At 42.2% G+C, this 21,306-nt stretch carries 15 protein-coding genes; 14 read left to right on the top strand and 1 reads right to left on the bottom strand.

All coding sequences use genetic code 11. The features are described 5' to 3' along the window. Positions 1–104 precede the first annotated feature (104 nt). The 3 genes from FJM65_RS15105 to FJM65_RS15115 all read left to right on the top strand — a co-directional run bounded on the left by FJM65_RS15105 (position 105) and on the right by FJM65_RS15115 (position 3,320). On the top strand, positions 105–1,469 hold the full coding sequence (locus FJM65_RS15105; RefSeq protein ID WP_140622388.1) for a sigma-54-dependent transcriptional regulator: 1,365 nt from the start codon (positions 105–107) through the stop codon (positions 1,467–1,469). Then, the gene (locus FJM65_RS15110; RefSeq protein ID WP_140622389.1) at positions 1,459–2,829 is read left to right on the top strand and encodes a sensor histidine kinase; all 1,371 of its coding nucleotides are present in this window, start codon (positions 1,459–1,461) and stop codon (positions 2,827–2,829) included. Before FJM65_RS15105 ends, FJM65_RS15110 begins: the two co-directional genes overlap by 11 nt. A gap of 71 nt (positions 2,830–2,900) precedes the next feature. Next, on the top strand, positions 2,901–3,320 hold the full coding sequence (locus FJM65_RS15115; RefSeq protein WP_140622390.1) for a hypothetical protein: 420 nt from the start codon (positions 2,901–2,903) through the stop codon (positions 3,318–3,320). 67 nt (positions 3,321–3,387) lie between these two features. Here the strand turns inward: FJM65_RS15115 and FJM65_RS15120 are convergent, their stop codons facing one another. Beyond that, on the bottom strand, positions 3,388–3,585 hold the full coding sequence (locus FJM65_RS15120) for a hypothetical protein (RefSeq protein ID WP_140622391.1): 198 nt from the start codon (positions 3,583–3,585) through the stop codon (positions 3,388–3,390). Between the two features lie 181 nt (positions 3,586–3,766). Here FJM65_RS15120 and FJM65_RS15125 point away from each other — a divergent pair, with 181 nt between their 5' ends. The 11 genes from FJM65_RS15125 to FJM65_RS15175 all read left to right on the top strand — a co-directional run bounded on the left by FJM65_RS15125 (position 3,767) and on the right by FJM65_RS15175 (position 21,202). After that, positions 3,767–5,323: a protein adenylyltransferase SelO gene (locus FJM65_RS15125; RefSeq protein WP_140622392.1), complete on the top strand. Its 1,557-nt coding sequence runs from the start codon at positions 3,767–3,769 to the stop codon at positions 5,321–5,323. Between the two features lie 518 nt (positions 5,324–5,841). Next, the gene (locus FJM65_RS15130) at positions 5,842–8,151 is read left to right on the top strand and encodes a GumC family protein (protein ID WP_140622393.1); all 2,310 of its coding nucleotides are present in this window, start codon (positions 5,842–5,844) and stop codon (positions 8,149–8,151) included. Between the two features lie 228 nt (positions 8,152–8,379). Then, positions 8,380–9,771, top strand: coding sequence for a nucleoside/nucleotide kinase family protein (locus FJM65_RS15135; RefSeq protein ID WP_140622394.1), 1,392 nt, complete (start codon positions 8,380–8,382; stop codon positions 9,769–9,771). A gap of 9 nt (positions 9,772–9,780) precedes the next feature. Next, positions 9,781–10,629 carry a LicD family protein gene (locus FJM65_RS15140; protein ID WP_140622395.1) on the top strand — a complete coding sequence of 283 codons (849 nt, stop codon included), beginning with the start codon at positions 9,781–9,783 and terminating at the stop codon, positions 10,627–10,629. A 12-nt stretch (positions 10,630–10,641) separates the two neighbouring features. Continuing rightward, positions 10,642–12,144, top strand: coding sequence for an iron-containing alcohol dehydrogenase (locus FJM65_RS21325; RefSeq protein ID WP_181163740.1), 1,503 nt, complete (start codon positions 10,642–10,644; stop codon positions 12,142–12,144). A gap of 102 nt (positions 12,145–12,246) precedes the next feature. Then, the gene (locus FJM65_RS15150) at positions 12,247–13,137 is read left to right on the top strand and encodes a LicD family protein (protein ID WP_140622396.1); all 891 of its coding nucleotides are present in this window, start codon (positions 12,247–12,249) and stop codon (positions 13,135–13,137) included. A gap of 107 nt (positions 13,138–13,244) precedes the next feature. Beyond that, entirely contained in the window at positions 13,245–14,714 is a 1,470-nt protein-coding gene (locus FJM65_RS15155) for an MATE family efflux transporter (protein ID WP_140622397.1), read from the top strand. A 180-nt stretch (positions 14,715–14,894) separates the two neighbouring features. After that, entirely contained in the window at positions 14,895–16,109 is a 1,215-nt protein-coding gene (locus FJM65_RS15160) for a CDP-glycerol glycerophosphotransferase family protein (RefSeq protein ID WP_181163741.1), read from the top strand. A 26-nt stretch (positions 16,110–16,135) separates the two neighbouring features. Next, positions 16,136–17,407 (top strand): O-antigen ligase family protein, encoded by a 1,272-nt coding sequence (locus FJM65_RS15165; protein WP_140622399.1) that lies wholly within the window; start codon positions 16,136–16,138, stop codon positions 17,405–17,407. A 337-nt stretch (positions 17,408–17,744) separates the two neighbouring features. Further along, entirely contained in the window at positions 17,745–18,503 is a 759-nt protein-coding gene (locus FJM65_RS15170; protein ID WP_140622400.1) for a WecB/TagA/CpsF family glycosyltransferase, read from the top strand. A 1,307-nt stretch (positions 18,504–19,810) separates the two neighbouring features. After that, positions 19,811–21,202: an undecaprenyl-phosphate glucose phosphotransferase gene (locus tag FJM65_RS15175; RefSeq protein WP_140622401.1), complete on the top strand. Its 1,392-nt coding sequence runs from the start codon at positions 19,811–19,813 to the stop codon at positions 21,200–21,202. The last annotated feature ends 104 nt before the right edge of the window (positions 21,203–21,306 follow it).

Genomic DNA, 21,306 nt, shown 5'->3' on the forward strand with positions numbered 1-21,306 from the left:
ATCGCACGCTTCTACTGCTGCAAAAGCATCTGCAGATGCTTGTAATCAGCAGGTTGTATGAGTGGCACAATTATAGTTTATTTATGTTCTATAAACATAAGTGTATGCAGTTAAAAAAGGCCTCTGTACTGGTAGTAGATGATGACACCGATGTGCTGACCGCTGTCCGGCTGCTGCTGCGGCCCCATGTGCGGGATATCGCGGTGGAGAAAAACCCAGATGCCCTCCCGGCCCTGCTCCGGCAGCAAGGCTTCGACCTAGTGTTGCTGGACATGAACTTTAAGAGCGCCCTGAACACAGGCAACGAAGGTTTGTACTGGCTCCGGAAAATCAAGGAGCTGAAACCCGAGGTGGCGGTGATCATGATCACGGCCTACGGCGATATCGACCTGGCCATCCGCTCTCTGAAGGAAGGCGCCGCAGACTTTGTGGTAAAGCCCTGGCACAACGATAAGCTGCTCACGGTTCTGGCTGATGCCGTGGGAAAGAAAAGCAAAGGCGGCACCGCAAGTGTGGCCGACACCACGACAGCTGATGACTTTTTTGGCGCCGAGCTTTTGGGTACCTCCGAGGCCATGCAGGATATTTTCCTTAAGATCCGGAAAGTGGCTCCCACCGATGCCAACATTCTGATTCTGGGAGAGAACGGCACTGGAAAGGAACTGGTGGCTAAGGCGATTCACCATTACTCCCTCCGGGCCAGCAAGCCTTTTGTAAAAGTGGATGTGGGCGCCCTGACAGAGTCGCTGTTTGAGAGCGAGCTGTTCGGGCACAAGAAAGGCGCCTTTACCGATGCCCGCGAAGACCGGGCCGGCAGGTTTGAGGCGGCCAATGGCGGTACGATCTTTCTGGATGAGATCGGCAATATTTCGCTGCACCAGCAGGCCAAACTGCTCAGCGTGCTGCAAAACCGGCAGGTCATCCGCCTGGGCACCAACGAGCCGGTGAACATAGACGTGCGCCTGCTCTGCGCTACCAACGTGCCGCTGGCCGAGCTGGCGAACGAGTCCCGTTTCCGCAAGGACCTCATCTACCGTATCAACACCGTGGAGATCACCATCCCGCCGCTGCGAAAAAGAGGCAACGACATTATACTTCTGGCCCGGCATTTTGCCACCGTATACGCCGATAAGTACATGAAGCCGGTGCCTGAACTCAGCAAACCCGCCCTCGAAAAGCTGATGACCTACCACTACCCCGGCAATGTGCGGGAGCTGCAGTATGCCATCGAACGCGCCGTGATCATGGCCGACAGTTCTGTGCTGCAGGCCGATGATATTCTTTTCTCGCCTATAGAGGCTGCCCCCGCGGAGGAAAAGCTGGCAGAGGAAAGCAACCTGGAGGAACTGGAGCGGACCACCATCAACCGGGTGCTGCAAAAGCACGGCGGCAACCTCACCAGGGCATCCAAAGAGCTGGGCATTACCCGCACCGCCCTCTACAGACGGTTAAGCAAGTATGGGCTCTAACGGTTTTGACTGGCGCATCGTGCTGCGGGTGGCCTTCCTCCTTATCACCCTGAGCACCCCGGCCATTGTCATCCAGCATGGTTGGTCGGAGGCGCTGGTGTTTATGCTTCCCATCATAGTCTACCAGGTGGCTGACCTGATCCGCTACGTCAGGAAGGCGCAGGAGGAGCTGAGCCAGTTCATTGAATCGGTGCACTACCGTGATTTCTCCCGCTACTACAACGAACACTATTCCAATGCCGGGCTGCAGCTGCTGCACAAGGGTTTTAATGAGATCAACGCTACCCTTAAAAGCATAAACAAGGAGAAAGAAAGCCAGCACCTGCACCTGCAGAAGATCATGGAGCTGGTGGAAACCGGCATCCTCTCTTATGATACCGACAGCGGCGAGGTGGTGCTGATGAACGACTCCCTGAAAAAACTCCTGCACCTGCCCTTCATGAAAACGATCCAACACCTGGAGAAGCGGGACCAGGAGCTATACCAGGCCGTGCAGCAGCTGCAGCCCGGTCGCTCTAGAATTGCCACGGCTTATACTTCTAACTTCGAGAAGAGTACCCTGAAAGTACTCCTCTCGGCCACGGCCTTCCGCAGCGAGGGGCGCACCTATAAGCTGGTGGCTTTCCAGAACGTGAGCGAAGCGCTGGACGAAACCGAATCCAGGGCCTGGCAGAAGCTGCTGAACGTGATGACGCACGAGATCATGAACTCGGTGGCTCCCATCGCCTCGCTGGCCGATACCTTGAAGACCCGCCTGCACGAAACGGCCTCCGCCGGGCCATCGGCACAGGACATGGAGGACTTTGAGGTGAGCGTGAGCACCATTAAGAGCCGGAGCGAAGGCCTGCTGCGCTTTGCAGAAGTTTACCGTAACCTGAACCGCATCACCAGGCTAAACCTGGCTGATGTGGCGGTAAAAGAGGTGTTTTCTAACCTGCAGCACCTGATGCACCCGACTATGGCGCAGAAAAACATAGCGCTGGAGATTTCGCTGGAGGACCCAACCCTGCGCCTGCAGGCCGACCGGAACCTGCTCGACCAGGTGCTGATCAACCTGCTGGTGAATGCGATGGAGGCGGTAAAGGAACAGCCCGAGCCAGTCATTGAGCTGTCGGCTTATACTTCGGGAGAGAACACGTTTATCAAAGTGGCGGATAACGGCATCGGGATGTCGCGGGAGGTGCAGGAGAAGATCTTTATCCCTTTCTTCAGCACCCGCCGGAACGGCACCGGCATTGGTCTGAGCCTTTGTAAGCAGATCATCATGCTCCACCGTGGCTCTATTCAGGTGCAGTCGGCGGAGGGGGCGGGCACGGCTTTTCTGCTGCGTTTTCCCAACAACCCATCGTTTATACTTTAGCCTATCGCAAGTTTATACCTGCTTGGCCATACTTTATTGACTACCTTTGCAGCAGCAACGCACACAAGTATATGAAGCTGATCGGAAACATACGCGACATCAAGCACGCGCGCGAGAACAAGAACCAGGACATTGAACTGCACATCAGCCGGGTGGAGTATATCACGCACAAAAAGGACGGCCGCTTTTTTCAGCCATTCGACCTGGAGGTGGAGCTGGAGGAGCCAATCATAATTACCGGCGACCGCCTGGCCCGCGTGCAGAACAAGCTGCTGGAAGAGGGAGAGTATGAGTTTGAGGTGTATGACAAGGAGGACGAGGCGTATGTGCTGAACCCTGACAAGCAGTTATCCCTAAGTATAGAATATGACTTTGATGCCGATATCACAATCCTTTCATCGCTGTATTATACTGTCACGGTTTCCAACGAGGAGTTTAAGGAGCTGAAAGCCAAAGCGCACAAAGACCGGAAAAAGAAAGGCCGCCGCTAAGTATAAAGTATGGGCACAGAAGCGCCGGCCAATGTCCAAACCCCTCCGTGCCCGAGACCTTAAAGGTTTATTTATTTGTCCGGCCCAGGTAGATGCCGTAGGCAATTAACCCGGCGGCGGCGGCAAAAATGATGTACTGCTGCTCCTTTACCGTGAGGTTTTTATAGAAGTCTATCCCGCTCTTGGGGTCCTTTATAATGTCGGCCAGCTGCGAAGGGTTTGAAATAAGGCTGCGGAGCGAGGTATTTGCTAATTCATTTTCCATGTGTCTTGCTTTTTTGAGTTTCCATACTAGATACGTCAGCTCTCGCACATTTGATATTGCCCCCCACGGCCTTAGCCTTTTTCAGTGCGGGCCAACTAATCCAGGCTCATACTTGTTATGCCTGCATAAAACGCCAGCTGGCTCAGGGCCAGGCCAGCGTCATACTTTACCAGCTACACTTATGAAGCTCCTTAGCTCAAATAACTATAAAAAAGAATTCGTAACGGCTTTTCCCGGCGACGATAGCGGCAACCTGACACCCCGCCAGACACCGGGCGTGCTCTACAGCAAAGTCATCCCCACCCCTGTTGAAAAAGTAACGCTGCTGGCCTGGTCTGCGGAGTTGGCGCAGGAGCTCGGCATAGCAAACCCGGACGACGAGCTGAGCCTGGCTATACTTGGCGGCAACCACGTGACCGATGCCATGTATCCTTATGCCGCCTGCTATGCCGGCCATCAGTTTGGCGGCTGGGCCGGTCAGTTGGGCGACGGTCGCGCCATAACCCTGGGCGAGTGGGAAACCCATAAAGGAAACTCCTGGGAACTGCAGCTGAAAGGAGCCGGACTTACCCCCTACTCCCGCCGCGCCGACGGCCGCGCCGTGCTGCGCTCCTCGGTGCGCGAGTACCTGATGAGCGAGGCCATGCACTACCTGGGCGTGCCCACCACGCGCGCGCTGAGCCTGGTAGCTACCGGCGAGCCTGTGCTGCGCGACATGTTCTACAACGGCAACGCGGCATTTGAGGCTGGCGCCATTGTGATGCGCGCGGCCCCGAGTTTTCTGCGTTTCGGCAATTTTGAGCTGTTGAACTCTCGCAAGGAAACCGACAACCTGCGCCAGCTTGTGGACTGGACCATCAGCCGCTATTACCCGCATATCCAGGGGGAGGATAAGATAATTTCCTTCTTTAAGGAAGTAGTAGAGCGCACCGCCCACCTGATGGTGGAGTGGCAGCGGGTAGGCTTTGTGCACGGCGTGATGAACACGGATAACATGTCCATACTTGGGCTTACGATCGACTATGGCCCCTATTCATTCCTGGACGACTACGACCCGGATTTCACGCCTAACACCACCGATTTGCCCGGCAGGCGCTATGCCTTTGGTAAGCAGCCCAGCATCGCCTACTGGAACCTGGGTTGCCTGGCAGCGGCCCTGCTCCCCCTGGCCGATAAAGACGCGCTGGTAGCCGCCCTGGAAACGTTTAAGCAGCAATACTGGCAAAAGTACTATGCCATGATGGGCACCAAACTCGGCCTGGACCAGGTTAGCCGCCTCGACACAGACTTGATCTTGCAGGTTGAGAAGACGCTGGCCACTCTCAAGCCAGACATGACGATTTTCTTCCAGCTCCTCATCGACCTGCCGCTGTACATGGGCAGTGCCGAAGAAGTGGCCGCTTATTTTAACGAGAGCCTGTATGAGGAGCTGACAGAAGCGCAAAGCGAGCAGCTTTATACACTGATTTCAGCATACCTGGAGCGGCTTAACAAGAACACCATCAAGCGGCAGGCTTCGCAGGAGTTGATGCGCAAAACAAACCCTCGGTTTATACTTCGCAACTACCTCCTGCACCAGGCCATCGAGCAGCTGAACGAAGGGAAAACAGAGCTTTTTGAGCAGCTGCAAGAGGCTCTGAAAGATCCTTACTCCACTAAGCATAACGCATTCTTTCAGAAGCGCCCAGAGTGGGCTACCCAGCAAGCTGGCTGCTCCATGCTGTCGTGCAGTTCGTGATCACGGCACATTTGAGTATAAAAGCCGCTGCAGGGTTTAAGCTGCAGCGGCTTTTATACTTAGAATCATATGGCAAATCAAACCAAACTATATTTCCTAACCTACAATATTTTAAACAGTTATGTAGCTTTTATTCCAGCAATAATTTCCACTCTTCATATCCATACGTTTACGATACATTTTAAAACATCTGCAATTAAACCTTTATAGTGGGTAACAGGTCAAACTACCCTTCGTATTGTAAGTATACATTAATAATTTAGACTAAATCAATAAATTGTTTTTTAAGGTTTAAAAATACAAGCTGTACGAAAGACAGGATTAGAGTTTATTCAAAGAAATAATTTGATAGAAAGTACTCTGTGAATTAAGTTTTACCACACAATCTTATGTCCAGACATAAGCGCAACCCATTAAGATACAACACAGCATACCCAGGCCATCACCCTCATCGATTTATAAAGTGAGTAGTAGCTGCTCATAAATAGATTTTTACCTCCGCTCAACCCTTTTTTACTATGCCAAGCTCAGAAAACAATATATTCTCATCCCTGCTGTACAAGTACCTGCCGTACTGGCCTTTGTTTGCTTTACTACTATTAATCTCATGCCTTGGTACTTGGGGTTACCTCCGCTATTTCGCCATTCCTTCTTATGAAACATCAGCTTCATTAATCATCAAAGATGAAAACAAAGGGGTCAACGATGCTAAAATGACAGAGTCTATTGATGCTTTCACCTCAAACAAGATTGTGGAAAACGAAATTAAGGTTCTTTACTCCCGCACATTGTTGAAAGAAGTTGTTGAAGATCTAAAGCTATATGCACCTGTGTTTGAAGAAGGGAAATTCAAAACTACATCAGCTTATATAACATCGCCTGTTCAAATAGAAGTTAAACACCCTGAGGCACTCAAGGAAACAGCAAAAGTGTACTTTCATTATAACAGGGCTAGCAAACAAGTAATTATCAACAATGACGAATATTCAACAGGAAAATGGGTACAAACCCCATATGGTATTATAAGGTTCTCCCTGAACACTAGAAAGGAAGGCATAGCAAAGCATCCCCTTTATTTTTCGTTAATTAGACCAAAAAAAATCGTAGAGTCTTTAGAGAAAAACATCAAGATAGAAGCTGAAAACAAACTTTCCACAGTTGTAAATTTCACGCTCTACGATCAAATCCCAGCTCGGGGTGAAGATATTTTGAATACCCTGATTTATACCTACAATAGCATAGCCATAAACGAAAGAAATAAACTTGCTGCTAACACGCTTGAATTTGTGGAAGACCGAATCAAACTTGTTGAAGAAGAGCTAAAGGACCTAGAAAATAAGGTGGTAAAGTATAAGTCATCAGAAGGAGTTGTTAATCTAAGTGAACAGGGCAAATTATATCTAGAAAGTGTAGAAGGCAGAGACCTAAAAATGAGTGATATTGATCTCCAATTGGCAGTTCTGGATAAAGTAGAAAATTATGTTATTGCAAAAGAAAAAGCTAGAGGCATTGTACCATCTACCTTAGGCCTCAATGACGCCGTCTTATCCCAGCTTCTGCAGAAACTGTATAACGCTGAGATAGAGTACCAGAAACTAAGAAACACAACTGCTGAGAACAACCCCATGCTTCTTACGCTGGCTGAAGAAATCCAGAATGTTCGTCCTGGAATACTAGAAAATATTCAAAACCAACGAGAAGCTTTGCAAGCCAGCCGCTCAAAACTTGCCTCCACTAACAGACGATACCAGGCTGAGTTGAAGTTTATTCCAAAACAAGAGAAGGAGTTGATGGAAATTAGCAGACAACAGGCTATCAAAAACAATGCGTATAGCTTCCTTCTTCAGAAAAGAGAAGAAACAGTGCTTTCTTATGCTCCAAATGCTGGAGACAGCAGAGTTGTTGACATGGCTGAATCGTCATCGCTGCCTGTTAAACCCAGGCCGCTGTACTTTTATTTGATAGCAGTAGCACTGTCTTTTGCTTTGGGTATCGCTTTTGTTACAAGTAAAGATTTGTTTAACAGGAAGCTATTATTCAGATCAGAAATTGAGGCTAACACAAATACTCCTATTGTGGCAGAGCTTTCTTTAACAAAACGCAGGAAAGGTAAATCTTTTGTTGAGCCTGCCGAAACATCTATTTTAGAACAGTTCAGAAAGCTAAGGGTAACCCTTGGCTTGTACGGTCATCATAACAAGAAAAGAATTATGATCACCTCTAACATTCCAGGCGAAGGTAAAAGCTTTGTATGCTCTAACTTAGCTTACATTCTGGCGACATCGGGTCAGAATGTAGTACTAGTAGATTTCGATCTTAGAAATCCCAATGCCTCTGTTCTCTTTGACATGTACAAGCAGGAGGGGGTAACCGAGTTTCTGCTTTGTAAGTCAACACCTGAGGCAATAGTCAAAGAAACAGGTTTTCCTAATTTAAGAATAGTACCAGCCGGCATTGCTATAGGTGACTACACAGACTTTATGTTAAATGGGAAATTTAGTGCACTTCTGGATTCTTTGGAAAAAGATTTCGAATATATAATAATAGATACACCTCCTGTGGACTTGGTTACTGATGCTTATTTAATTTCTAAGCATTGTGACATAACCCTTCTAGTGATGAGGCACGCCTATACTCCTAAAAACCTGGTGCAAGACCTGTCTCAAAACCATGTATTACAATCTCTAAAAAATGTTGCGATTGTCTTCAATGGCGTTAGGCCAAGGGGCTTTGTTAGAGGCCAGTACGGTTATGGTTATGGCTACGGAAATGTTAGTATGTATGATGACAGGACTTATCATGCACGAAGGGTAAAAGCAAGAGCATAAAGCTACTCCTTTATAATAGAAAACGACACCCTCGTTTACTTCTAACCTGGTACAAAGTATCTTACTTCCCCCAACTATGCTACGCTTTTCAGGAGGGCTGACTTCCTGTTGAGCAAGAAAATTAATTCTTAATCATCCAGTCCCGCTTACTGAATGTAACTGAGGTAGGCGAAGCCTTACCATAAGGTATTAAAAAGCAAAGAGTGATAAACATAACCTTATCTCCAAATGCAGGATAGAACTTTCAATACAGCATTAGAAATAGGGAGAGCAGAACCTGAGCTTAAACATGATGTTTCTTATGATCTTCTCCTGAGCACTATAGACGCATTTTTAGCTAATCAAAACATCTGCTATGCCATAAAAGAGATGTCTAAAAACTCCGCCGAAGAACAACGGGAAAAATGCATCGACCTGTTCGTTGCGTGCGGAGACTACAAGAAAGTTATCAATGGCTTTGGCAGTATATGTACAAGTATAAAATTCTATACGATACATGAAAACAACCTCTCGAGATCAGCGTCACAGTTCGTGCTGGTTTACCAAAAGCTTAATGATAATAGGTTTACTGCAGTTAAGCTATGCATATACAGTAGCTACAAGATCAATAATTGGCTATACTTCTCCTCGGAAGAATTGTTAAAGACACGAGTGTATTCGACAAGTAAAAATTACTGGACGTTGAATTACTCTAATAGTTTCATTTATACCCTGTCAAAGGCTATTGAAAACAAGCACGCAGAAGAAGAGCAATTCCAAGATCTTTGTGAGTGCTGCAAGAGGGCCAGTAACGGTATTAAGTCTCATCTAAGGAGATTCTTATGTGACGACAGCATCAACATGTTAATAAATGCCCTAAATAGCCAGAGCTCAGACTGTCTAAACGATAACGTGGAACTGTTATCAAAAAACTTAAGGAATACTGACGGGAACAAAATCAGTGATTTTTTGCCTAAAAGTATAGACTTAGTAAGATCCATCTTAAAACCTCCTGGTTTAGTTGTGGGCATACTGGGGAGAGATGGCTCCGGAAAGAGCACCTTTGTTAACGAGATCACCAAAACCTTAGGAGGCTGCTTTAGCAACACCATAACTTTTAAAAGACACCCAAAGATCTTTTACAAAGAGTTGATTTTTAAGAAGGGAGAAGACTATCACTTTTCTAAACCCCATCTATACAAAGAAAGAGGCTACATGGCTTCATTCCTGAAGCTAAACCTCCTCCTTGTTGAGTTTCTAGTAGGTTATTGGCTAAAGGTGTTTCCGTTAAAAAGGAAAGCCTTTCTGATACTTTATGACCGCTATTTCATAGATGTTCTGGCAGACCCTCTCCGCTATAGAATTAAAGGCAACAAACTATTCATCAAGATGATTCACTACATCCTTCCACAGCCGGATATATGGATCATATTAGACTTATCAACAGAGGTTTTGATGCAACGAAAGCAAGAACTCACTTTTGAGATGTCCGAAAAGCTTAGGCAGGAATACCTGAACCTTCAAAAAATCCTTCCTAACTGTATGGTAGTTAGCAATGAAAAAGAACTGCAAAAGACTGTTGATAATGCTACAGCGCATATTTTGTATACCATGAGGCGAAAGCTTCTAAATATCAGCTAATGAATTGTTATGGATATACGCCAGATGTTCCCGGATGAAAGAGGAAAGCCTACTACACGCCTAAAGCAGTGCCATGCAGTTTTGTTCAGGATGTTCAGAATATTCGATTTTTTATGCAAGAAACATAACATTGAATATTTTTTATGTAGTGGCACATTAAAGGCTGCTGTACTTTACAAAGGATTTAAGCCTTGGGATGACGACTTTGATGTGGGCATGACACGGGAAAACTTTGAAAAGTTTGAGCAGTACGCTGTTCCGGAGCTTCCTGATGACATCTTCTTTCAGACCCCCGAAACAGATGCCTTCTACCCTGCTTGCCATGTGGTCGAAGCTAAATTGAGAGACAAGTACAGCAGCTATGTACAAGGAGATACCCTGGTCAAATGGCATAATGGTTTGATGCTGGACCTATTGGTTTTTGACCGTGCTTTCTTGCCACACAATATATTCATTTTTCTTCAGAACAGAGTCCTAAGGGTTTTTCTGAAACACAAGGGCAACAAAGCAAGAGCCAGGGTACTTAAATGGATTGCAGAGCACACACCTTTTCAGTTAGTATATGCAAGCAGTTACATCAGCGTGCTCAAGACACTGATGAGGGGGAACAACTATTTTAGAGAAAAAGAGATTTCGGATTTGGTAAAGACACAGTTCGAGGATATGGAGGTTTCAATTCCCAAAGGTTGGGACAGCTACTTAAAAAGGCGATACGGCAATTATAAGCAAGTCCCACCACCCGAACAGCAAAACGGCCATCATGGCATAGACATCCCTGCTCCTTTTACTCCATGCAGCCACTCCAAGGTTCTCTTATGGAAGGAGGAAGATAAACAAGGAGCTCAAATCTCAAAATAAAGCACAGCTGAAATGTATAAGAATGTATATGTTATCGGAGTCTTTGACCTGTTTCATAAAGGCCATTTAGAGCTGCTCAGAAAGGCTAAATTATTAGGTCATAAGCTAATAGTAGCAGTTAACGGCGACGATATGGTCTCAGAATATAAAAGGACACCTCTTTATTCGGAAGAAGATCGTTTGGAGATCATCCGGAACTGCAAATACGTGGACGAGGCTTTCATTATCCGAGGGTATGACAACAAGGAATACCTGGAAAAATATAACATTGATGCTATTGTACATGGTGATGATTGGGAAAAAGGCAGTTATTTGGAACAGATTCGGGTAACTGAAGAGTACCTGTTTACCCATAACATTGATATAGTCTTAGTTCCATATACAAATGGAGTAAGTACATCAGGTTTAATTAAGCATATAAAGGAGACAAGGGACTGTCATAATGTTTCAGTCCAACTGCCAAGCATTTTTCAAGTAAATGAAGGAAACGTTACTAAGATCTCAAACATCCTTCAACAGAATAACTATACTTTTAAGAATATTGCCATTGTTTCTGGTAATAGCACTTCTTATAAATATGCTGAACTTATTTTGAACTCAATGCAGGCATGTAGCTATATAGTTCAGAAAAGTGACGATGCCACAGTTGAGGCTCTAAGGGAGTTCTGTTTGAGCAAAAAAATAGATTTACTAGTTGGTGTAGGAGGAGGCTCTATACTTGATGTTGTGAAAAGAGTAAGCCTTTTAGCCAACATCGAGAATTTACTCGTGCCTACTATTATATCAAATGACGGTTTGGTTTCACCTATCTCTGTTATTAAAGACCAAAACGATCAGACAGTGAGTTTGCCCGGCAGAACACCATTTGGTGTGGTGGTGGATATGGACATCATCCGCAATGCTCCTTTTAAATTCTTACAAGCTGCTGCCGGAGACATTTTGTCAAACATTTCGGCTACTAACGACTGGAGCTTATCTTTTAAACACAAAGGTGAACCAATCAATGACCTTGCATTCATGCTTTCAAGGAGTGCAGCCTATGCTCTTATCCATCATGAGTCAAAAGACTTAAAGAACAGAAATTTCCTTAAACAGGTTATTTACTGCCAGATCAGTTCCGGTCTTTCTATGGCACTTGCAGGAACAAGCCGCCCCTGTAGTGGAAGTGAACATTTATTAAGTCATGCCATAGATTTTCACTCTCTGTCAGAGAAAACTCTTCATGGGTATCAGGTTGGCTCCATCAGTATATTTTGCCTGTACCTACAGAAAAGGTTAGATGCCAAATGCATTAATTATGCCCAAGAACTTAATATACCACTTGCATTTCACAATCTAAGCGACGATTTAAGTAGAAATTTATCAATGATCTACGAAACATCTGGCAAAATGCGTCCTGGCAGGTATACAGTTTTGGACACCATCAAGGGAATAAAGTTTGAAGATGTGTACAGTGAGTTCCTGTTCTTTTTGGAGCGGTTTAAAGTACAAAACACATTCTATCAGTATCAGTAGCACCGAAGCTGCTCCACTTGCAGAACTGTTTTATCATAACTCCCAGTACAGGCAGGTACTGAATACTAGAAATGATTTCCGTTAACATTTTACCGGTAAAACATGGACTTTAATCAATTATTCCCAGACAACAGAGAGTACGGAGAGACTTTGACAAGGCAGTGCCAACTTGTTATGTTGCGTATGCTTAAAATTCTGGATTACTTGTGCCAAAAGCATCAAATAGAGTATTTCTTATACGGAGGTACACTTATAGGAGCCATTCGCCATCAAGGCTTTATTCCTTGGGATGATGACCTGGATGTGGGTATGACGCGAGAGAACTATGAAAGGTTTGTACAGTACGCCGTACCTGAGTTGCCTCACGACATCTTCTTCCAGAGCGATGAAACCGACCCTAATTTCCCGGCCTGCCACAGTATAGAGGCAAAGTTAAGAGATAAATACAGCCGTTATAATGGTAAACCCAAGGTATGGCATAATGGATTACAAGTAGATATTTCAGTGTACGATAAAGTATACCTGCCTCACAACTTCTTTATATTAATAATGAATCGCCTCTTGATTTTATTGTTCAGACGAAGAGGAAACAAGAAGAAGGTAGAGTTTCTAAAGCTAATTTCTAGGCACTCACCTGTACCACTGGTCTACTCTAGTGGCTTTATCAATGGTTTTAAAGTGATGTTTAGACTTGGCACAAATTACTTCCGGCCGCAAGAGATATCAAGTTTGGTAAAAGCAAAGTTTGAGGATGTTGACTCCTGGGTACCGATAGGTTATGACTCTTACTTAAAGAGACGCTACGGTAACTATATGCAGTTGCCTCCTGCATACAAACAAAAAGGGCATCACAGCACAAATAACATTTTGCAATACTTTTCTCCTGATGACCCAAAGGAAGTCTTAGATATTGATAAGCCGGACCCTTTTACACCTTGCAATCATAAGGAGGTACTTCAATGGAAGAAGAGGCAGGTTTATACCACCAGTTAATTCATCATCGATTTCTAATGAATATAACTTTCCCTCAAGCCCGACTCAGTCTGAATTATGGGCGCGTACAGACAGTTAATTGAACTATAGCCAATGTGTTGTGCTATATGAAGAAAGATATAAGATTGTCATCAATAAGACTAGCTGGTATCTTATTAAGCTTTGGAATACAGGTAGTTCTAGTTAAAGTGGTTGGAGCTGCAGAATACGGCGTTTTTATACTTTTCACAACATGGTCTACCATCTTCTCACAAGTTCTGATATTAGGCTATGATAGGTTCTTAATCAAAGAACTGAGCTTTTTGTTTCTTCAGAAAGAGATCAGTAAGTTCAGGTACTCTTTAGACAAAGTCATTATATTAATCTTCTTAAATTCCTTCATTTTCACTTTACTGGCTTTTTGTACTCCGTTAAGCTTTCTAAGAGGCACCTTTTTCTCTTCAGATTTACTTCTTAGTACTTGGATATTAATTGCAATTGGATCAGCATTCTTTACAGCCTTTCAATTAATTGGAAAAATATTAATAACTATACAGCAGATAGAGTTGTCTTATGTTAGGTCAGAGATAATCTATAAATTTCTTTTGCTTATCTCTGTGCTTGTGTTCTTCTACTTCTTTAGAAGAACTTTCGGCTTAAACATTATTTTGGCTGGAGCCATAATATCTTATTTCATCACTATAGTGCTGTTTGTTTTTCTCGACAGAGAAAAGCTTATAAAATATTTAAAGGTTAAAAAAGAAAAAGTAACGTTAGGCCGAGAGAACTACATTTTCTTCTTTATAACACTTAACTACTTTTTAATAAGCCAACTAGACAAAATCCAGCTAGGCAGAGTGGCAAATATGCAGACACTAGGGATATATGGTCTCGCTGCCACTTTATGTAGCATGACAGGTTTCTCTGTGGTTGGATATACCAGACTTATTCCCAAGATATCTAACTACATTAATCAGGACTTGATGGCAGAACTAGAAAGTGAATTTAAAACAGTAGTTAGAAATGCTGTCATTATAGCTTTGCCGGTTATGATGTTTTTACTTGTTTTTGCGGAAGATTCCCTTCTGTTTTTCGGCGAAAAGTATATGTTGGCAGCGGATGCCTTGAGGATACTGTTGATCGGGCAAATGTTTTACTATTTTACTGGCCCTAATGGGAATTTGTTAAATAATGGAGGGCACGCTAAAATAGACATGATCAATTCTGTTGTAGTGTTAGTTTTAACTGCTTTCTTAAATGTAATAGGCTATCAATTATATGGCTTTATTGGAGTAGCTATAGCTACAAGTATAGGTGTTACAATAATGAATTTACTGAGAGTAATACAGGTAAAAATCTTCCTAAAGATTTTCCCCTACGATATAGAGAATGTAGTGTTAACTCTTATAGCTTTTACAGCATTTATATCAGTAAGAATGTTCAACTTCAATCCAGGCATTTTAATACTAAAGCTTGGCCTTAATTTTATTATAGGGACAGTTATTGCTGCAATTCTGGCTTCAGCTTTTTATAAGCTAAGAGGACAAAATTTTATCAAATTAAACAAAGGGAAAATTATGGGTAAGCTAAAAGCTTAGATTAACCCAATTTACATTTAACTCTTTCTTTTATCAGATCACCCTCCAGAGACAGCTAAGCTTTTTCATTCTGAAAAGTTACTGAAGAAACCACTGCAATCTTAGAATAATAGCAGCCAACGCGATCGTGGTTAAAGGTCTCTTTTATTGATGCCGTAAATTTTATTTCTTAATATTTTGATGGATAGAAGTTTAATAGGCAAAGTAACGTTTATTGCTTTGCTGCCATTCTTTTACTCCTGGTATTTCATTTCAGGTATAATACCAAGAGATAAGAAGTTATGGGTATTCGGGTCTTGGAATGGAGTAAGGTTTGCAGACAACTCTAAATGGTTATTCCACTATTGTAACTCCCAAGGCTGTCCCAACACCCACTATATATGGATCAGTAAGAAAAAAAAGATAATAAAAGAGTTAGAAAGCAGTGGTTACAAATGCGCTTTCCTTTACTCACTCAAGGGGCTGTGGTATGTGTCAAGAGCTGGTGTTTACGTTTTCGACATGTTTTCAAGCGACATCTCATACTGGACCTCTCGAAAAGCGGTGAAAGTTTTGTTAATGCACGGGATTCCAATTAAAAAGATAGGCAGAGACATTGATAACAAAAATAACTATATGTACAGGTGCTATCATGGCAGTAATCTTGAGAGGCTACTTTACAGAGTAGTTAGGCCATGGTGGGTTGAAAAATACAATCTTGTCCCAAGCACTTCTGCTTATACCTCTGAAAGATTCAGAACAGCATTTGCCTTAACTGATAAAGAAACACCAATAACCGGATTTTCCAGGAATGACATTTTGTACAGTATCAATCAAAACGAGAAAAAAGTAAGCACAACCTGTGACAGCTATTCTTATAGTAAACAGGTTATCTATATGCCCACGTTTAGGGACTCTGACAGAGCCAACAGGAATATACCGATCGACTGGAGCAGGATTAACAATTTATTCAAGGAGCACAAGTCCCTTTTCCTACTTAAGCTCCACCCAAATGAAAAGTTTGATGTAGACCTTTCTGATTACAATCACTTGAAAATTGTAGATAAAGATGTTGATGTATATCATCTATTAAAAGAATCAGATTTATTGATAACAGACTATTCATCTGTCTCCTTAGATTTTATAGGTACCAGAAAGCCTGTTCTTCTCTATACCTATGATTTAGTAGAATATTGTTTAAATGACAGAAGCCTTTATATAGATTTTGAAGACCTCTTTAAAGAGTTACCTATAGCCAAAACTTTTGAGCAACTTTATAAACAGCTGCAGCATTACTTAAGTAAAGGGCTAAGTGACTTTGGTAATTTTGACGCCCTACTGAGCCAGTTCCATACTTATACCGACCATTTAGCCTCACACAGAATCAGGCAGGAAATAGAAAAGTGTACCGGTTAAAGCTTATTAAACCTTAAAGATGCTCTATGAGGACCCAAGTAGATAAACTCCTGTACAAATTTTACTGGATCTGGTGGATACTTGGGCTCCATTATATTTCCTTATACTATCTTTTCTTTAAAAACTTAAAGAAAGTTCTCCTTAAGAAGGTATCAGAAGATGCTTATTTTTTAGTTTTAATAATATTTTTCTTTTTTCAGTTGCTTTCCTCCTTATTCTCAACTATTTCAGATTACTACTCGCTAAACCGTCTCATAGCTATTCTTCATAATGAGGTCGTTTTCTTATTCATAATAGTCGGATATGTGATTTATGAAGACAAGAAGACAAAACAAATTATTAAATCTAACACTCTACCACTGTTATTTTGGGTTTCCACTGTCGTTGCTGTTACAGGTCTTGCTTCATACTTTCTTAACAAGGACCTGTACTTTGATAATTTTATATCAAAATTTGTATCGAGTTACCCACAAACAGTTTTTACAAAAACTGGATGGTATGAAGGAGAGAAACAGGTCCGTAATATGGCTTTCACAATTTATCCGAACTCAACGGCTATTATGCTCATGTTATTGTATGCTATAGCCTATGAAGACTTAGTAAAGCGGAATTTTATAGTAAGATTTATCATAACTGCTTTAATACTCCTCGGGGTAGTATTTACTGGATCAAGGATTGTGACCCTTTTTGCTTTAGTTAATATAGTTTTCCTTTTCTTTAAAAAGCCTCTAAGTTTTAAAGCCGTTGTAGTAGCCTCAGTAATAATCATTATTCCGCTGGCACAATATTTCATTGATCAACTAAATGAAATCTACTCGGCGAGAAGTTCTTCTAATGACACGCGATATTATATCCAATCTTTCTCATGGAATCTTATGCTCAAGGAAGCTCCTATTATTGGCCTTGGTCTTAAGCCGCGTCTTAATGAACTTTTTGGGGGTGAGTATCCTGTAGGCTCTCACTCAACATACATTGGCTACTATGTAAAAAATGGATTAATCGGAGGCTCTTTTATATTTTTATTTTTTTTAAAGCTATTCTCTACCTCTGTGTTAACAGTATTAAAAGAGAATTTTAGCTACATAAAACTGGTTCTTAATATTTTATTCATCGAGATACTTATCATTCTGTTCTTCGAGGACATAGATGCATATGAAATGAATGGATTGCTATTCGGCTTCTTTATAGCAAATGTAAAAAGCACTTCAGGTAAGAGCTTTTCAGAGATGGAAGAGAAGCCACTCTATGCATCAAAAACTAAAACTGATAAAGCTACAGAATCTTATTTGCAGGTTTAACTATTCGCTGATTTCTCACTATCCACTCAATTTATAACAGTACTTGTTGAGCTTAGTTGGCTTACTGCATGGGTTCAAGTCTATGGAAACATACGCTCTACTTATGTTCTGTTCATTATTATAATGGGTTATAGAAATAATAGCTACCATATCGCATGCTCCCTGCAAGGCCATCATTTCCTTGCTTACTGTTACTTCCATATTAAATGGCTTTCCAACAAACTAAGATCAAAGGTCCTTCCTTGTTGGAGCCTTTACTCCACTAGTAGCCATATCTGCTACAATACCTACTAACTGATAAAAGTGCTACCCAACACTCCTGAAAGGCTAAATCAATATGGAAAAGGCCCCCTGGAAATCTATCTCACAAAAAGTAAAGAATTTTGAGTTAAAAAAAGGGATAACATCATTTGTAAATCCTTACTCTATGCTGCTGTTAAAAAATGAGACAGGCATAGTAGAAGGGGTAAACCAATGGTGCATTGATGGTATTTCTTTTGTTAAAGCCTTCAACGCATCATTCAAAAAGAATATTTCGAGATATAGCTTTGATGATACTTCTGTCGCTTCAATTGTGATTCCTGTTGCTAAAAGAGACAATCTGAAAGTGGCTGTTGTCGGAACAGAAGAACGCTATATCAAAACTGCAGTATCTAACATTGAAGAAAAGTACAGCATAAAGATATCACTCTATAGAAACGGCTACTTCTCTAGCTCTGAAGAACGGAGCCAGTACTTACAACAACTGTTCGACTCCAAAGTAGATATGGTGATATGTGGCATGGGAACACCTCATCAAGAAAAATTTTTAATAGATCTTAGGAGCATGGGATGGGATGGATATGGATTTACCTGTGGAGGTTATTTGCATCAGATTGCAAAGAAGAAAAATTATTATCCACCTATGATAGATAAGTGGAATTTAAGATGGGTATATAGGATAGTTGATGAACCTAAACTTTTTAAGCGATACATCCTGCATTACCCTGTATTCTTTTTAGAGTTTTTATTATCAATAAAATCATTTACCAATCCAGATTATCCTAAAAGCAGCCTACAGACTGGGAACTGTAAAAGTTTTAACCAAAGAACCTAACCTGTCCCCAATATGAATTGTTCCAAATTAAATTAAAACAGATATAACATAGCTTTTAGGAGTTCTTTTGCATCAAACCCGTCTTTGAAAACATTTTCACATATAACAACATGCAAAGTGGATGAGTTAATTATGAATTATCTATATTTTGCTTGTTTAGATTCAACGTCAACACTGCTTCTGTTTGCACAGCTGCGGCGAACGCATCATGATAATCTTTTAAGACTCTTATAGAAGTATTTGCTATAAACTTTGATGCCTTTTTTTCAGCTCTCAACTTCGACTCTGCTCTTTTATATTTTGCTATGTTTTTTTGAATAACAATATTTACCTTTTGGAGATCAATTATATTCTGGACTTAGAGGACGGGACATCATAGATAAACTGGCCTCAGATGGGACATACGTACTGTCTCAAGCTCTCTCAGATTGCTTACACCGGCAAATAACATAACCAGTGGGATATAGCTCCTTCTTTAACTTTAGCGTGAAGCAATTCTTCAGGCACAAGTTCCTATCAGACTCAGGTATCGGCCGCTTCAAATTTAGGGATAATTGTTTTCCATGGGGGTGTCGCCAGCACATGTGTTAGCATTCAGGCTTAGCGTTTCATACCAACTATAAACGGCGTGCAAAGGCTGTTAACACAACAGGTTTAGTGATTGGTCTTCTGCCTGGAGTTTTAAGCAGCAACTATACCAAATTCTTCAACGTAGGACCCGATGCCCTTGCCGAATTTAAGTGGCCTTCTTTTCTTCTGCACTTATTTGTCTCTGGTAGTCCTCTTAGGTATCTGCGCCCTTATCAAGCGCTCTCGCAGCTCTATTTTGGTGCTCTTCCAGTCTTATCCCTAGTGTCAGTGATCACTACTTTAGGCCTTCCAACTTCAGTAGATTAAGAAACTCAAGAGCTTCGCCAATCAGGCACATTTGGAACAACAAGCCCCGCCCACATCACAGGAAGTGCAGGTTAATGGGGTACTTTATCAAAATGAACTCTCTTTCACTATTATTAATAATGCATCATTGAACATGATTTGTCATTTAAGCAGTCAATAAATACTCTTACACTGGTCTGTTAACCACTGCCTAAAGAATCAAAGTTTTAAAGTCTTAATTTTATAAAATAAGTATAAATAATCATGTTAATCTTCGATTAAGATTTCATTATCAATGTGTTAAGTAATTAACAGACTTTTAATTAAAAGCATTTCACCGTTGCACCTTTTACTATTCTAATCTTAATAGTTGTTAGTGCTAGTATCTGTTCTCTTACGTTACCTGCAGTCATTCTTTAAGAGACCCTGTTATGCCAAAGAAGTACACTATCTTATTTAAATGGATTATTGTCATAGTTGACTATTTGCTTCTCAATATTTCTTTTTTACTATCCTTCCTTGTTATCAATCGCAACTTGGAGGCAATGAGCATCTATGACTTTAGGTTAATACTGCTGCTATCAAACCTATCTTGGTTTTTCTGCTCGAATATTTTTGACCTTTACAACAATATCCTGAAGCGGGAAGCTGTGCCTACCATGACGTCAAACATAGCCTCTTTGGGCTTATACTTACTGTTATTGGTGAATATGAAAATTATTTTACCTTATCTTAATATCTCTATAGTCTCCTTAGCTTCTTTAGTTGTTATCTTTTCTTCCTTGCTGATGCTGTGGAGGTTCAGCTTTCTGCTGATGAGAAAGTATAGACGCCAGTTCTGGATCGAGAACACTAATGTAGTGATTGTGGGAACCGGCCCCGTAGGCATTAGCTTGTACAACTACATTAATTCTAACCCGCAGCTGGGGTACAATGTGCTGGGAATATTCGGCGACAAAGGTGCTCAACCCGAGCCAGGCCTGGTGTATTTAGGGAGAGCAGAAGACTGCATGGATTATGCTTCTACGCAGGGCGTGCACGAGATTTACTGTGCGCTACCCACTGGCGAGCCTGACAGAATAGAAAGACTTATGCAGGAGGCAGACAACCATTTGATCCGCTTCAGATTAGTGCCGGACGTAAAAGGCTCGTTTGAGCGAAATTTCATGGTGGAGCTCTATGGATTTATGCCTGTGCTCATCCCCCGCCAGGAGCCACTGAACAACAAGGCCAATGAGGTGGTAAAAAGAGTATTCGACGTCCTCTTCTCTTCTCTTGTTGTACTCTTCCTATTAAGTTGGCTGATTCCTTTTCTAGGCATTATCATCAAGCTAGATTCCAGAGGCCCCGTTTTTTTCAAGCAGCTGCGTTCCGGAAAAAATAACAAGCCCTTCTACTGCCTAAAGTTCAGGAGCATGGCAGTTAATGACGAAAGTGATATTTTGCAGACAAAACGCGGTGATACAAGAATAACACGAGTTGGGAAGTTTATCAGGCAAACCAGTATTGATGAATTACCACAGTTCCTCAATGTACTTATGGGTAATATGTCTGTAGTTGGCCCCCGCCCTCACATGCTAAAGCACACGCAGGATTATTCACCCATCATAAACAATTATATGGTGCGACAATTCTTGACACCTGGTATAACAGGATGGGCACAAGTTAGGGGGTACAGAGGAGAAACCTTAGAAACCAATGCTATGACGCATCGTATACAGGCAGACTTGTGGTACCTGGAGAACTGGTCAATGATTCTTGATCTTAAAATAGTTTTCCTAACAATTTGGCAAGTGTTTAAAGGAAATGAGAATGCGTATTAATTAAGTTTCATTCTTGTCATGCGCAGAAAGCCGGCTGCTCCATGCTGTCGTGCAGTTCGTGATCACGGCACATTTAAGTATAAAAGCCGCTGCAGCGTTTAAGC

Source organism: Pontibacter mangrovi, from assembly GCF_006385705.1.
Lineage (GTDB): Bacteria > Bacteroidota > Bacteroidia > Cytophagales > Hymenobacteraceae > Pontibacter > Pontibacter mangrovi.